At 60.1% G+C, this 13,234-nt stretch carries 11 protein-coding genes; 5 read left to right on the top strand and 6 right to left on the bottom strand.

Features of this window, described 5'->3' with window-relative positions; all coding sequences use genetic code 11:
* Window positions 1-8: 8 nt before the first annotated feature.
* The 5 genes from IEI94_RS10065 to IEI94_RS10045 all read right to left on the bottom strand — a co-directional run bounded on the left by IEI94_RS10065 (window position 9) and on the right by IEI94_RS10045 (window position 5,243).
* The gene (locus IEI94_RS10065) at window positions 9-299 is read right to left on the bottom strand and encodes a PqqD family peptide modification chaperone (RefSeq protein ID WP_191167176.1); all 291 of its coding nucleotides are present in this window, start codon (window positions 297-299) and stop codon (window positions 9-11) included.
* Between the two features lie 150 nt (window positions 300-449).
* Window positions 450-593 (bottom strand): hypothetical protein, encoded by a 144-nt coding sequence (locus IEI94_RS10060; RefSeq protein WP_191167175.1) that lies wholly within the window; start codon window positions 591-593, stop codon window positions 450-452.
* A gap of 96 nt (window positions 594-689) precedes the next feature.
* Window positions 690-2,627: an asparagine synthetase B family protein gene (locus IEI94_RS10055; RefSeq protein ID WP_191167174.1), complete on the bottom strand. Its 1,938-nt coding sequence runs from the start codon at window positions 2,625-2,627 to the stop codon at window positions 690-692.
* Window positions 2,624-4,297: a cobaltochelatase CobT-related protein gene (locus tag IEI94_RS10050; protein WP_191167173.1), complete on the bottom strand. Its 1,674-nt coding sequence runs from the start codon at window positions 4,295-4,297 to the stop codon at window positions 2,624-2,626. The genes IEI94_RS10055 and IEI94_RS10050 overlap by 4 nt, the downstream gene beginning before the upstream one ends.
* A complete protein-coding gene (locus IEI94_RS10045; RefSeq protein ID WP_191167172.1) occupies window positions 4,278-5,243 on the bottom strand; it encodes an AAA family ATPase in 966 nt (321 codons plus the stop codon). The genes IEI94_RS10050 and IEI94_RS10045 overlap by 20 nt, the downstream gene beginning before the upstream one ends.
* A 489-nt stretch (window positions 5,244-5,732) precedes the next feature.
* On the opposite strand from IEI94_RS10045, the gene IEI94_RS10040 reads away from it, so the two are divergent.
* The 5 genes from IEI94_RS10040 to IEI94_RS10020 all read left to right on the top strand — a co-directional run bounded on the left by IEI94_RS10040 (window position 5,733) and on the right by IEI94_RS10020 (window position 11,825).
* The gene (locus IEI94_RS10040) at window positions 5,733-6,935 is read left to right on the top strand and encodes a nucleotidyltransferase family protein (RefSeq protein WP_191167171.1); all 1,203 of its coding nucleotides are present in this window, start codon (window positions 5,733-5,735) and stop codon (window positions 6,933-6,935) included.
* Window positions 6,936-6,957: 22 nt separating this feature from the next.
* Entirely contained in the window at window positions 6,958-8,778 is a 1,821-nt protein-coding gene (locus IEI94_RS10035; RefSeq protein ID WP_191167170.1) for an ABC transporter ATP-binding protein, read from the top strand.
* Window positions 8,779-8,835: 57 nt separating this feature from the next.
* Window positions 8,836-9,780, top strand: a complete 945-nt coding sequence (locus IEI94_RS10030; RefSeq protein WP_191167169.1) for a hypothetical protein — start codon at window positions 8,836-8,838, stop codon at window positions 9,778-9,780.
* Between the two features lie 169 nt (window positions 9,781-9,949).
* Entirely contained in the window at window positions 9,950-11,326 is a 1,377-nt protein-coding gene (locus IEI94_RS10025; protein ID WP_191167168.1) for an O-antigen ligase family protein, read from the top strand.
* Window positions 11,310-11,825, top strand: a complete 516-nt coding sequence (locus tag IEI94_RS10020; protein WP_191167167.1) for a zinc ribbon-containing protein — start codon at window positions 11,310-11,312, stop codon at window positions 11,823-11,825. The genes IEI94_RS10025 and IEI94_RS10020 overlap by 17 nt, the downstream gene beginning before the upstream one ends.
* Here IEI94_RS10020 and IEI94_RS10015 read toward each other — a convergent pair whose 3' ends face one another.
* Window positions 11,826-13,199: a hypothetical protein gene (locus tag IEI94_RS10015; RefSeq protein ID WP_191167166.1), complete on the bottom strand. Its 1,374-nt coding sequence runs from the start codon at window positions 13,197-13,199 to the stop codon at window positions 11,826-11,828.
* Window positions 13,200-13,234 lie beyond the last annotated feature (35 nt).

Below are 13,234 nucleotides of genomic sequence, written 5' to 3'. Positions count from 1 at the left end.
TAATGGCCTTATTCAACGACTTCAATCAAGTCGATCTTTATCAGATCATTGACGAATTTTGACATGTCTTCGCGGCATGTTGCCGGATCGGTCTCGTATTCCTGGCAGATGACGTCGGTGATGCCGTCAATGGAGATTGGCTCCTCAAGCAGCTCCCATACACGTGACCCTACGCCAGTGATGCCATAGTACTGCCCTTGATCTACGCCCATCATCACGACATCTCCGTCGATGTTGGCCGCCACCATGTCGGGATTACGCTTGAGTAGAGTAGTAGTAGAAATCGTGGGTGATGACATTGTTTCATACTCGAGTGGTTGAAGGGTGCGACATCAATGAAATAGTGCCTGAAGCAGCCTTTGGTGCGATATATCTTATTAATAAGAGCCGCATATTGCCACTAAGTGGCAATATGCGGCTAGTTATCTAGACATTACCGCAGGCTGAGCTTAGGAGCCCGGCTTGTTGGCGGTGCCGTCAGAGCCTCCAGGGGTGTCTGCGAGAGGCAAGCCGCCTGATTCGGTGATGTCTTTCAGAGCACCCAGTTCCTCAACGGAAGGGGTAGCATAGGGTTTGCGATCCATCTGATTCATGAGATTCATCCTTTAGTTGCGTTGCCGGAGTGAGTGGCAACTCCGACAGTATAGCGAGAGGTTGGATACTCATCTACCACTCTTTATTACACTCGGTTACTCATTGCCCTCGTCCGCGTAGCGGATGAAGGTCCCTACCGACAACCCCCTCAGCAGCTTGTAGCGATAGCGCCTCTCGACCTCGGGGGTAGCCCACCCCTCCTTCGGCCACTCATCCAGGGCCTGCTCCAGGGCATCCAGGTCCAGAAAGTGGCTGGCGCTGCTATGCGCCTTGAGCCGCTCGAGTTCCTCGCGGAGTTCGGGCAAGGCCTGCTCGGTCTGTTCGTACCAGTCGGCAGCCTGCAGGCCACGCGTCTTGGCATGTAGAATTTCGTCAGGGAGCATGTCTGCCATCAGCCGCTTGAGCAGCGACTGCGGCTCGCCGTCTTTCAGGTACTGCGAGTCGGGTAGCGCCAGGCAAAATTCCATCAGACGGACGTCGGCAGTCGGGTCGCGATACTCGATACCATCAACGTTGGCGGCGGCATTGTACTCACCGGTGTCCGTGAGGTAGAGCACGTTGATGCGGTACTTTCGCCCGTTGGCGGGTGGCTGGTAGGTCAGGTCGAAATCCAGTTCACTGGCACGCTTGCGGGTATTGAGGTCGCGCGATAGCCGGGGACTGACGGCGGAGTGTTTGTTGAGCTTCCAGGCCCGGTTGCGATACTTTTCGAATGCCTGCCACAGCGGGCGGGGGAGGAGCGGGGCAGTGGAAAACTTTACCATCTGACGCCAGGTCATGGTGGGATATTGGCGCTTCATATCCTGGTAGACCTGCCACAGTGTTGGCCAGCGTCCAGCACGCAACAGGTGAGGCAAATAGGGCATACCGTCATACGAGATGCTCAAGTTACCTTTGTCGCCGCACAGCAGCACTCTGACGCCACGCCTGGTGGCGTCTTCGCGAATGGCTGCTGCCCACGCCACGTTACAGGCATTGAGTGGCGCCCGATCGAGCATTTCTGTGGTTTCGTGGAGATGATCTAGCGGCGAGGTGCCGTCGGTACGAATCAGGACATGTTCAACGTTGGGAAAGCGATCGGCGACCGTGCGTGCGGCAGGGCCTTCATCTGCATGGCGGCCGCTGGGTACCGGACCGTCGAAATTCTCGCGTGGTACGGCGGTGTAGGCGATGAGCGGCTTTTGCTGTTCGGCTAATTGCTGGGCAGCAAAGGCAGTAACGGTCGTGCTGTCCTTTCCCGAGCTTAGGTGCGTGGCAACTGGGCCAGCAGTGCGCAGTCGGCAAGCCACGGCGCGGTTCAAATGCTCGCGCAGCGCGTCCACGTATTCCTGGTCGCTGTCGAAGTGGATCTCATGGTTCGGATCGAAGCGATGATAGCGCTGAGTACTGACCTGGCCATCTTTCAGCACCACGATATGTCCAGGCTCCACGCGGTAGACCTCCTTGAAGAAGGAGGCTGGGCCGGTCATCGGTAGCATGCACAGGTAATCGTGAAGCTGCTCTTCACAGATAGCCTTGCTAAGCCCAGGGATGGCGAACAGCGCCTTGGGCATAGTGGCGAAGGCAAACAGGTCGTTGCGTTTATACCAGAACAGCGGGCGGACGCCCAGTGGATCGCGAGCCAGCCACATCCGTCCCCGCCTGGGCTGCCAGCATGCCAGGGCAAAGTCCCCCAGCAAATGCTTGGGAGTGTCGATATCCCAGTGCAGGCAGGCGCGAAGTGCTAGGTCACTATCGGCCATCAGGGCGATATCCGACGGTGTCAGCCCTAGCGCCGAGGCGAGCTCGTCGCGATTGTCCAGGCGGCCGTCGAAGACCAGCACCGTGTCGGCGGCTAGCTCCACCAGTGGCTGACGATCGAGGCTGTCTTCTGGCGTGGTACGCAGCAGCGTACGCAGCATGCCGCTGCTGCCTTGCTGCCAGTTTTGCTGGGCGTCCCGGCCGTAAGGTGTCAGCAATACCTGCATGCGCCGCAGGGTGTCTCGGTCAACGGCTTGGCCGTCAATCTGAACAAGACCAGCGATGGCGCTCATGGCTCTCTCTCGTTTATCTCAACGTTGGTAAGAAGGTCACCCAACTGCTCGAACAGTGACTCTGCAACGGCTTCCGGACGGCGCACCGTTAATGCCTGTCGATAGAAGCGGGCGACATCCTGACCTGTTCCAATGGCGGCCAAGCTGATTGGGCTGCGTTCGACCTCCTGGATGATGCGCCTGAGGTGTTGTTCGAGAAACTCACGGCCGTTGGCTTGAGCCGTTGCTTTATCGTAAGGGGCGCCATCGGAGAGCATGATCAGCACCTTGCGCGGCTGGGGTTGACGAGCCAGACGTTTGGCTGCCCAGTAAAGGGCTTCACCGTCGATGTTTTCGTGGCCCGGCTCTTCGCGCAACAGAAGTCCCAGATGCTGGCGTGCACGGCGCCACGGCTGCTCCGGCGTCTTGTAGATGATATGGCGAATCGCGTTCAGTCGCCCAGGCGCCTTCGGGGTCGGGGTAGCCTGCCACTGGTGGACCAGCGGATTGTCTGCATTGAAGCGTGTCGTGAACCCCAGTACCTCGCAACGAATCTTGCACAGTTCCAGGGTATGCACCGCGAGGTCGATGGCAATCGCCGCCATTCGCCTGCGTTCGCCGCGCATTGAGCCTGACTGATCCACTAACAGGGTGACGCAGGCTTCAGGGACCGGCGCTTCCCGTTCGACGCGAAACACTCGCTGGCTGGGGCGGTCGCCGATCAATCTGGCCAGGCGACGGCTATCCAGGCGTCCCTCATCCTGGTCGAACGACCAGTGGCGTAGCTGGGCCGCCATCAGGCGTCGCTGCAGGCGGTGGGCTAGCTGACGAATGCGTCTTCGGTCAGGGGTGTCAAGCTGCTTCAACGCCGGAGCGTCTGTGCTGCGATACCAATAGCTGGCCGGTTGTTGCTCATCCCAGGCGCGAGAATAGACTGCATAGCCTTGTTGACGATCGGTCCGCTCGGCCTGTTCGTCATCAGCCGGCTGTGGTGGCGGCCCTGCGGTGGTCAGCTTGGCCTCGGGATGCTCTTGTTCAGCGCCACGGCGCGAGTTGCCGTGCAGGGTGATCTGGCCGTGCGGGGTGTCGGCATAGTAATTCGCAATGCGCTGTACGATCGGGGCGACCGTCTCGGCGAAGGCATGCCCCTGCGCCAGGTGCTGCGAGGCGGTGGTTAACGCTGCTACGACATCGTCATCCAGCAAAAGCGCTTGCGCGGCATGGCGGCCGTTGTCAGCTTTGCTAGTTGGCAGCAACGTTGTCAGCCACGCCAAGCGGTTGGGCGGCTTGTTCGTGATGGTTTCCAGAATCGGTGCGCGATAGTGCTGGCCAGCAAAAATGGCTCGTGAGGCTTGATAAAGGGATGCCATGGCGTGGTCAGTGGGCGCAATGGCATCTGCCCTCATCAGGTTACTGGCCATGCCGGGTAGGTGCTGCCGAGCAAGCGTCTCGACTCTGGCCCGCTCGAGCAATGCATACCACTGCCACTCTTGTTCGCTGAATGCCGCATCCTGTTGGGGAGTGTGCCAGCGTCGCCAGGCAGCCAGTGCATCGGCCTCACCGCGGCTGCAAGTATGCGCTGGTGCAGCGGCACCCAGAGAAACCGCGGTGGGGTGGCCGGCAGCATAGGTGCGTGACCAAGCTGAGATCAGCTCAGTTGCGCGGTTACTGTCAGTAGATACTTGAGACATGGGCCGTGCCACGCAGCAACTCAGCATCGAAACAGCGCTGGTAGAGTTCGGCGACCAGGGGGCGTTCGGTGTCGTCGCAACGGTTCACGAAGGCCAGGCGCAGGGATTCTTCCGTGTCGTCGATCAGGGCGATATTTTCTCCCCAGGAGATCAGCGTGCGCAGCGATAGCAGCGAAGAGAGATCGCCTTGCTGGAACGCGTGGCGAGTCAATCCGGCGAAGGTCACCATGCGCTCGATGATCGAGGTGTCGAGCGAGGGCAGGCGCGCCTGGAGTATCTGGCACTCCTGCTCGGGGGGCATGTAGCCAAGCTCCGTTACCACATGCCAGCGATCCATCTGGGCCTGGTTGAGCGCTTGCGTGCCAGCGTAGAGGCCCGTGGCGTCGCCTTGGCCTGCGGTATTGGCGGTGGCGAAGATGCGAAAGGCGGGGTGGGGCGTGATGACACGGTTCTGGTCCAGCAGTGTGAGGCGGCCATGGCTCTCGAGCAGCCGCTGAATGACGAACATGACGTCTGGGCGCCCTGCATCGTACTCATCGAAGACGATAGCCACCGGGCGCTCTAGGGCCCACACCAGGATGCCGGGGACGAACTCGGTGATCTGCTTGCCGTCGCGTATCACGACCATGTCGCGGCCTATCAGGTCGGCGCGCGTGATGTGGCCATCGAGATTGATGCGTATACAGGGCCAGTTGAGGCGCGCCGCGACCTGTTCGATATGTGACGATTTGCCACTGCCATGGGGGCCATGCAGGTAAACGCGGCGGTTATGGGCGAAGCCCATCAGTATCGCCTTGGTAACGTCCGGCATGAAACGGAACGCAGGGTCAAGCTCGGGCACGTGTTCGTCCGGGGAGCCGAAGGCGGGCACAGGCCACGGCAACTGCAGCTTGAACGTATGCTCGGTGTCACAGAATGCGTCTGGGCTCGAATTAGCGTCGTTCATGGCCGCTCAAGGTATTCCTTGTGGAGAACCTGGCCGTCGTGCCATCCGATGGCACGCGGGGTGTTCTGTTGATGATGAATCTAACCTAGCAGAAGCGCTGACATGGGGGCAATGCTGACAGCGCAAAATGTGTGTTTATGTTAACGGCTGGGCGATGGGATGGGTGGTCTGCTCTCATCTGAAAAACCGGCGATGCTCGAGATTCCCCATATGATGGGATGTATGAGGATTGGAAGTGGGGCGGCTATGTATGGCTGGCGGGCTGTTATTTTGTCACTAGACTGTTAACATAGTCGGCGTATGGAGGGCCTCGCTGATCTTCCATCCCACACCATGACAGCGTCCGTGGCATACTCAAGTACGCTAGAGATGGCGCGGTGATGAGATGAGGCGTATTCGTACCAGGGAATGATGAAAAATAACGTAAGCCTTTGATAAGAAGCCATTGTGGATGGAGATTTACGCCATGGTCAGTAAGGAACGCTCGTCATGACGGTAACGCTCGGCGTGCCAGCTAGGTTGGACCCATGCTTGCGGCTATTGATCCTGCTCGCCAGGCTCGAGCTGACTGAGGCCCAGGCGCGCGCCGCACTGGCACTTTGCGATGAGATTCCCGATTGGGAGCTGTTTACTCGCCGTGCACAGGAGCGTTTCGTACTGCCACTGGTCTATCGTCACCTGCGCAAGCTGTCTCCGCCGTCATTGTCTGTAGAACGATTGGAAACCATGAAGCTGCATTCGCTCAGCGTTCTGCAATACAACCTGAACGTGACGGCAGCGCTGCGCGACCTGGTAAAGGAGTTGCTGGGCCCACTCGAACTTCAGCACGTGTTCTTCAAGGGACCGACGCTGGCCACGCGGTATTACGACGAGCCGGCCATGCGCTTCTGCCAGGATATCGACATTCTGGTGCCCCGTGAGCGTATGGCCGAGTTGCTCGACCATGCGTTGAGCCAGGGCTATACCCCGTTGGATCCCGAAGCGCTGAAGGGCGATGCTAACAGTCTGGCTTTCGTCTCACGGGTGCAGAAGGTCATCACCCTTGTGTCGCCGCGCCGGATTGCCATCGAGTTTCACCAGCGTATCGACAACATCGGCTCGATTTATGATTCTCGCCAAGTCCTGGCGGCGGCCGAGCCAATGCGCGTTGGTAAAAACTATATCTCAGTGATGCCCACGGAGGAGCTGTTCGTCTATATCTGCTGGCATCACACCAAGCACTATTGGTCTCACCTGCATTGGCTAGTTGATATGGATGCTATCCAGCGGCATCCGAGCTTCGATCTCAAGGCGGTCATGGCTTGCGCCGACCGGCGCAATCTCCGCTCCACCGTGGAAGCTTCACTCGAACTGTTCAACACCTTGGCAGACCCCGAGCTGTGGGAGGGAAAAGCACTTTCGGAGCCTGGTAAGGAGATGCTGACCATGTCCTTGAAGGCCATGCAGGGCGACCATCAGGTCGAGCTCGCCATGCGCCGTCAGAAGGCAACGCCAGATTTCTCTTTCAGTTGGCAAACCGATGCACGTCGCTGGTTGAGCTGGAAACTACTGGGATGGACGCGCCTGTTTCGCCCCAGCTATGCTGACTACCAGAGTTGGCCGTTACCGCCCGGGTGGCAGTGGCTTTATCGAGTGACTCGCCCGTTTCGCGAATCCTATGTTCGCTTGACTTCTGGAAGCGCCCATAAATGAACTTGTCTGATGGCGGCCACCCATGATCCAGACCGATAAGATACTTGCTCCCGTTCTGACGCTGCGCCGCATTCTGCCCATGCTGTGGAAGAGCAGCCGCAAGTGGACGGTGCTCAGTACCTTGCTGATGGCACTGGAGGTGTTGTTTGGTCTGGCGGTGCTGTATCTCCTCAAGCAGTTGGTAGACGTTGTCACCCAGATGCTGGGCAGTGAGAGTGACCCCGGCGGGTTGTCGAATGTGTTGCTCTATGTCGCATTGACCGGGGCGAGTACGGTCGCGTTCATTGCTGCACGCAGCCTGTCGGGACTGGCCCGCGAAGCGCAGGGCATGATGGTCGCAGATTACGTCGACCGTGAGGTGCACTCGCGCGCCGTGCGTGCCGATCTTGCCTTCTACGAAAGCCCGCTCTACCACGATACGCTGGAGCGAGCGCGCCAGTCCGGCAATCAGCGTCCGGCCCAGGTGGCCAGTAATTTGATGATGCTGGGCAAGAACAGCCTGATGCTGGCGGCCGTGGTGGTGCTGATCATGACCATCAACTGGTTGTTGCTGCCGGTGTTGTTGATCGCGATCGTACCGGCCTTGCTGGTGCGGATCTACTTTACCCGCTACCTGTACGAGTGGCAGCGGCGGCGTACCCAGATGGAGCGTCGCGCGGCGTACCTCGATTGGCTGATGACGTCCGATATCAACGCCAAGGAGCTGCGACTCAACCAGTTGGGCGATTACCTTCGCGACCAGTACTCCAAGCTGCGTAGCACCATTCGTGGTGAGAAGCTTGCGATTACCAAGCGTCGTACCAGCGTCGAGATGGTCGTGGCCAGTATCGCTTCGGTGGCCTTTTTCGGTTCGCTGGGCTTTCTTGCCTGGCAAACCGCGGAAGGGCGCAACAGCGTTGGCGACCTGGTGCTGTTCCTGCTGATTTTTCAGCGTGCTCAATCCATGGGGCAGGAGTTGGTTCAGCAGCTTTCCAAGCTCTACGAGGACCATCTCTACGTCGGGTTGCTATTCGAGTTTCTGGATATTCGGCCTGCCATCGCCGAGCCAGAGGAGCCGCGCGAGGTGCCCGCCTCGCCCCGTGAAGGCGTGCGTTTCGAGAACGTGGGATTCTGCTATCCTGGCACCGATAGCCAGGTGCTGCACAATATCGACTTGACCATTCGCCCAGGGCAGATCGTGGCACTGGTAGGTGCCAACGGCTCAGGCAAGACCTCGCTGATCAAGCTTCTATGTCGTCTTTACGACCCCAGCTCTGGCCGCATCACGCTGGATGGCATCGATGTGCGTGAATTTGGCCTCGAGGATTATCGCCGCGTGTTCAGTGTGATTTTTCAGGACTATACGCATTACGCAACCAGCGTGCGTGACAATATCCGCTTCGGCGATATACGCGAGCCTGAGGATACCCCCGCGGTCAGAACGGCAGCCATCAATGCCGGTGCGGCGCCGTTTATCGAAACGTTAAAGCGTCAGTACGATACCCCACTCACCAGGATGTTCGATGATGGCCAGGAATTGAGTATTGGCCAGTGGCAGAAGATCGCACTTGCCAGGGCGTTCATGCATCGATCCAATATCATCATCCTCGACGAGCCTACCAGCGCACTGGATCCCGGTGCGGAGTTCGAGCTCTTCGAGAATTTCCGAGAGCGTATTGATCATCGCGCAGCGTTGGTGATCAGCCACCGCCTCTCGACTGTCAGGATGGCCGATTATATCTATGTGATGGATAAGGGGGTCATCTGTGAGTCAGGCACTCATGATGAACTGATCAAGCGAGAAGGCATCTACTGCGAACTTTTCAGGCGTCAAGCGCACCACTATCGGGAAGTAGAGGCCTAGGCTCCGCCTGGGGCTTAGCTGCGCAAACCTTGTTCAGACCCTGCTTGGGAGATGGTGGTGCCAAGATTCCGTTTATTCGGCTATGAAACGCTGTCAGATAGCGAGTTGTCCACGCCGATGGCGAATGCTTCGCAGGATACTGCCGCTGAGCTTGTCTTCACCTGCCGCGAAGCCGAGCCCCTGGCAGCGACGGGCAAGACGCTGTACCTCAGCCCTAGCCTGAACGCGCAAGGTGAACCCGCCGTACAGCTATTCGAGATCCATGCAGCGACATGGCTGATGCGTTTCCCGCAGGTTGCCGACTTCATCATGTGTCAGGGCGAGATCGAGTGTCGTTTGGCGGATGCGTCGTTGGCTTACATGGTGGATGTCTTGCTGCTGGGGCACGTGATGGCGTGCTATCTGGAGCAGCAGGGTGTTATCGCACTCCACGCTGGCGCCTTGGCCGTTGGCGGGCGTGCCGTGCTGGTGTTAGGGCACAAGGGAGCCGGTAAGAGTAGTATGGTGACCTCAATGGTGACCTCGGGCTTTCCCTTGATCGCAGACGATATTGCCGCCATTGAAGTACAGGAGAATGGCGTCACGTGCCGTTCGGCCTTTCCTCAGGTCAAGTTGACCCCAGAGCAGCTGCAGCGTTTTGCGAAGGGCAACAACAAGCCGTATCCTCGCTTTCATCCGGGATTTACCAAGCTGAGCGTGCCAGTGGACGATCTTGGTTGCTTTCATCCCGATACGCTTCCCGTTGGTGCAATTTATCTGCTTGCTCGAGGTGGTGGCGAGCCTCCCTCCATCGAGACATTGCCGCCTGCCAGGGCAGTGGCAGAGCTCGCCAAGCTCTCTTTCCTCAACCATTTGCTCGAGGCCATGCCCATTCAGCGGGAGCGCTTCAACCATTTGGTTCGCGTGGCGCGCGCAGTGCCGGTTAGGCTCCTGCGCTACCCAGATGGCTTTGACCGTCTCGGGGATGTGCATGCTGCCATCGTTCGAGACCTGGGCGGCTGAGCCGGCCGATTGCCAATCTGGCAGTACCGCGACAAGATGGCGCTTGCGTTGCTCTTGGAACAGATTGCAGTGGTAGGGGCGCCGGGCAGAGTGCTTGGCGAGTGCTGAAGGAAGTTGTACTGCTTGCCTGGAGGTTGATGCTGAAACGCCCCGACGCTATTGGATCGACATGTCGCTGATGCTGGAACGTGCCATTGGGAGTGCCAACAGCTTATTGGTGTTGGCTTTCATCGCCTTATTGGTGTTGATTCCCGATGCCTACCGCTGGGTGGCAGTTGCCGGCCTCGGGGTATTGGGGGTGGCTGCGGCGACGGCTCGTGGCAGCCAGTACCAGCGCTTGGATCGGGACGACGCCTGGTTCTGTTTGGCACTGATCGTATACGGCGTTATCTGGCTCGCCGATGTCTGGCGTTCCGGCCACTGGCCAATGGTGCATGGCGCCGGGCCACGCCTGCTTCCCCTGTGGCCGCTGCTGGCGGCGTTGCTGTTGGTGGGATTGCGCTGTTATCCACCCAATCCGCGCATGCTGTGGTGGGGCGTAGGTGTGGGCGCTTTGGGCGTGGGTGCTGTGGCACTCTATGAGCGCTTTCTGCTCGGGCTCGAGCGCGCCAGCAACGGCATCAATGCCATTCCCTTTGGTAACCTCTCGCTGCTGCTTGGCTCGTTGGCAGCGCTGGCCGTGCTTTGGTGCTGGCGTCACCGCTCGTTTCACTATGCGATCTTGATGGTACTGGCAATGCTGGCGGCCGTATTCGGTCTGCTGGCATCACTGCTGTCGGGCACTCGGGGCGGGTGGGTCGCGCTCCCCTTTGTGATGCTGCTGGTGTATCGCGCGGCGCGTGATCTGCTGCCGAGGCGCTATTTACGGCTCGGGGCCGGTTGTCTCACCGTGGTGGTGCTGGCGGTGGCGATACTGCCGCAGAGCGGGGTCGGAGAGCGTCTAGGACACATCTCCGAGGACGCGCATCGCTATTGGCAACAGGGGCGTGCCGGCAACTCGCTCGGCATGCGGCTGGAGCTGTGGCGAGCCGGTGCGATCATGGTCAGTGAGAAGCCGCTGTTCGGCTACGGTGAGCGGCATACCGAGCTGGGTTTGAGGGAGCTGGCCGAAGCCGGCAGGGTCTACGATAGGGTCATCATCCACGTGCAGCTGCACAACGAAGCCATTGACACGGCAGCCAGACGAGGCCTGTTAGGTGTTGCGAGCCTGCTATTGCTCTACGTCATTCCCTTCGGCCTTTTCTGGAAAAAGTTGCGGCGAGCAGGGCGGCGAACCGACCTGCAGTTGCTGGCCGTGGCCGGCATGATGGTGCCCTTGGCATTTTTCACCTTTGGCCTGACCCAATCGATGTTGCGCGACCTGCGAGGGTTGAGCGGCTACTTGGGGCTTTGTGTGGTCTGCTGGGCGGCTTTGCGCGCCCGTGAGGAGGCACTGCAATCCGCGCATCTTGGCTCGTGCGGTTTGCATCCAAGCGCTAATATTGAGGATGATGAAGACAGTTCATTCGTCCGCGTTCAAGGAGCAGATCATGAGCGATCACAATAAGACTTCCCAGGAGCATCGCCTGCGCGAAGGGTACGAACGCATGCTGGCACGACTCCAGGAGGGCGCCGACGAGCTGTCATGGGAGGCGCTGCAGAAAGATCTCGATGAGGCGGTGGAGTTCGAGGCCGAGCTCGAGGAGTTCACCAAGGATGAGCTGTCGCTGCTGCGCGCCTGGGTCGAGCGTGACCTCAAGGACATGCGTCGCTATCTCGCTGCCGGTGGCAACAGCGTGGCCAACTGGCTGGGCATCGATCTGGCAATGCTGTCGCGCAAGGTCAGTGAGGCGCTGCTGTCGGTGGCCGACCGCAGTGTCGTCGACCGCGAGCGCCTCGAAGATGATCTCGAGGCGGCCCAGGCCGACTACTGCGAAGGCGAGATTGCCGCGCCGGGGCTCATGGCCTGCGTGCACTGCGACGCCGTGGTGACGCTGGAGACGGTGACCCGTATCGAGCCCTGCCATAAGTGCGGCCATCGCTATTTTGCCCGCGCGTCGGATTGATCACGGCAAGAGATGGTCCAGCAGCAGTATGCCTGCCAGCACTGCTAGTGACATCACGGCGGCATAGGGGGCGTTGAGGCGCATGGTGCGGTAGCCGCTGACGCCATAGCGCCCCTGCAGCGAGAGATTGATCCCCGACAGCGGCCCTACCGCGGTACCCACCCCCCAGGAGGCCAGCGCCACGAACGCCAGCAGCGTATAGCGATTGCCCTCGAGGTCGAGCATCGACGCCAGCGTCGAGACGCCGATGATCGGGTGCAGGCCGGCGATGGCACTGGCCACGATCGCTGCATAGCTCAACATGGCCTGGGTGGCGCCGAAGTGCTCGAACAGCACCCAATTGCCCCCGGTTACGGCGGCGATCAGCGTCGACAGTCCCTGGGTGAATAGACCCGCGGCGAGGAATAGCGAGATCTCGCCGCGCATGCTTGGCAGTCGGCGGCGGGTATGCTCGACGATGCGTCGCCGAGTCCAGCGCAGCCCCTGGGGCAGGTTGGTCGCCAGCGCCGCGGCCGGCAGCAGGAAAGTGATGATGCTGACGATCGACAGCCCCGGCGTCAGGCCATAGTGGAACAGCATCACCAGGCTCGCCATGGCCACCGGCATCAGCAGGTTGGCCGGCGACATGGCAAAGCCGGGGGTGGTGGAGAGGTCAAATCGGCGATTCAGCTCCATGCTGGTGAACAGGCCTGAGAGCACCCCCAGCGGCAGGCCGAAAGCGAGGATCCACAGGAAATTCATCTGCGGCGCCAGGCTCATCACCACACCCATCGAAGCGAAGAACGGCGACCAGAATGCCGCGCTGGAGAGCCCGCGATTGAGGGCCAGTATCTGAGGCGGGCTAAGTGGGGCGCTGGCTGGCTGGGTAGCCGGCGGATTGAGGCCGCGCAGTCGGTCACCCACCATGAATACCGTGGAAAGATTGAGGATCGATCCGAGCAGGTGAACGCTGAACCAGGTGCTGAGCACGCCACGCCAACCGGTCAGGCGGGTGCCGGTACGACTGGGGCTTTGGCTGCCGATCAGGCTGATGAAGCTCACGCCCACCAGCATCGCCACCACGTAGGTATTACCGTCCAGGATCCATGGCCAGTCCACCTCGGTGGCGTATCCCAGCCGGGCAACCAGCAGCATGCCGGCTCCCAGTGCGATCAGCACCCCGGCCTGGCGCCGTGAGCGGGTGGGGATGTCGCGCCATAGCAGCACGACCGAGCACCACAGCAGATAGCCCACCGGCAGCGACGTCACGGCCGCGCCGGTAAACAGCAGGATCTGCCAGATCAGTCCGGCGAGGATAGCGACCCCGGCAATCACCTGACGCAGCGAGGGCGAATCGTGGCGAGTGGCGGCGGGCGGCGCATCCTGGCGGGGCATGGGTATCCTGAGCGAGCGACCTCGCGTGAAGGGAA

Source organism: Halomonas sp. ML-15, assembly GCF_014779595.1.
Lineage (GTDB): Bacteria > Pseudomonadota > Gammaproteobacteria > Pseudomonadales > Halomonadaceae > Franzmannia.
This window is presented reverse-complemented; position numbering and strand designations above follow the sequence as displayed.

Bases quoted from the DNA above. Each gene is read 5' to 3' on its own strand.
- IEI94_RS10065 (WP_191167176.1), bottom strand. From the start codon at position 299: ATGTCATCACCCACGATTTCTACTACTACTCTACTCAAGCGTAATCCC.
- IEI94_RS10060 (WP_191167175.1), bottom strand. From the start codon at position 593: ATGAATCAGATGGATCGCAAACCCTATGCTACCCCTTCCGTTGAGGAA.
- IEI94_RS10055 (WP_191167174.1), bottom strand. From the start codon at position 2,627: ATGAGCGCCATCGCTGGTCTTGTTCAGATTGACGGCCAAGCCGTTGAC.
- IEI94_RS10050 (WP_191167173.1), bottom strand. From the start codon at position 4,297: ATGTCTCAAGTATCTACTGACAGTAACCGCGCAACTGAGCTGATCTCA.
- IEI94_RS10045 (WP_191167172.1), bottom strand. From the start codon at position 5,243: ATGAACGACGCTAATTCGAGCCCAGACGCATTCTGTGACACCGAGCAT.
- IEI94_RS10040 (WP_191167171.1), top strand. From the start codon at position 5,733: ATGACGGTAACGCTCGGCGTGCCAGCTAGGTTGGACCCATGCTTGCGG.
- IEI94_RS10035 (WP_191167170.1), top strand. From the start codon at position 6,958: ATGATCCAGACCGATAAGATACTTGCTCCCGTTCTGACGCTGCGCCGC.
- IEI94_RS10025 (WP_191167168.1), top strand. From the start codon at position 9,950: ATGTCGCTGATGCTGGAACGTGCCATTGGGAGTGCCAACAGCTTATTG.
- IEI94_RS10020 (WP_191167167.1), top strand. From the start codon at position 11,310: ATGAGCGATCACAATAAGACTTCCCAGGAGCATCGCCTGCGCGAAGGG.
- IEI94_RS10015 (WP_191167166.1), bottom strand. From the start codon at position 13,199: ATGCCCCGCCAGGATGCGCCGCCCGCCGCCACTCGCCACGATTCGCCC.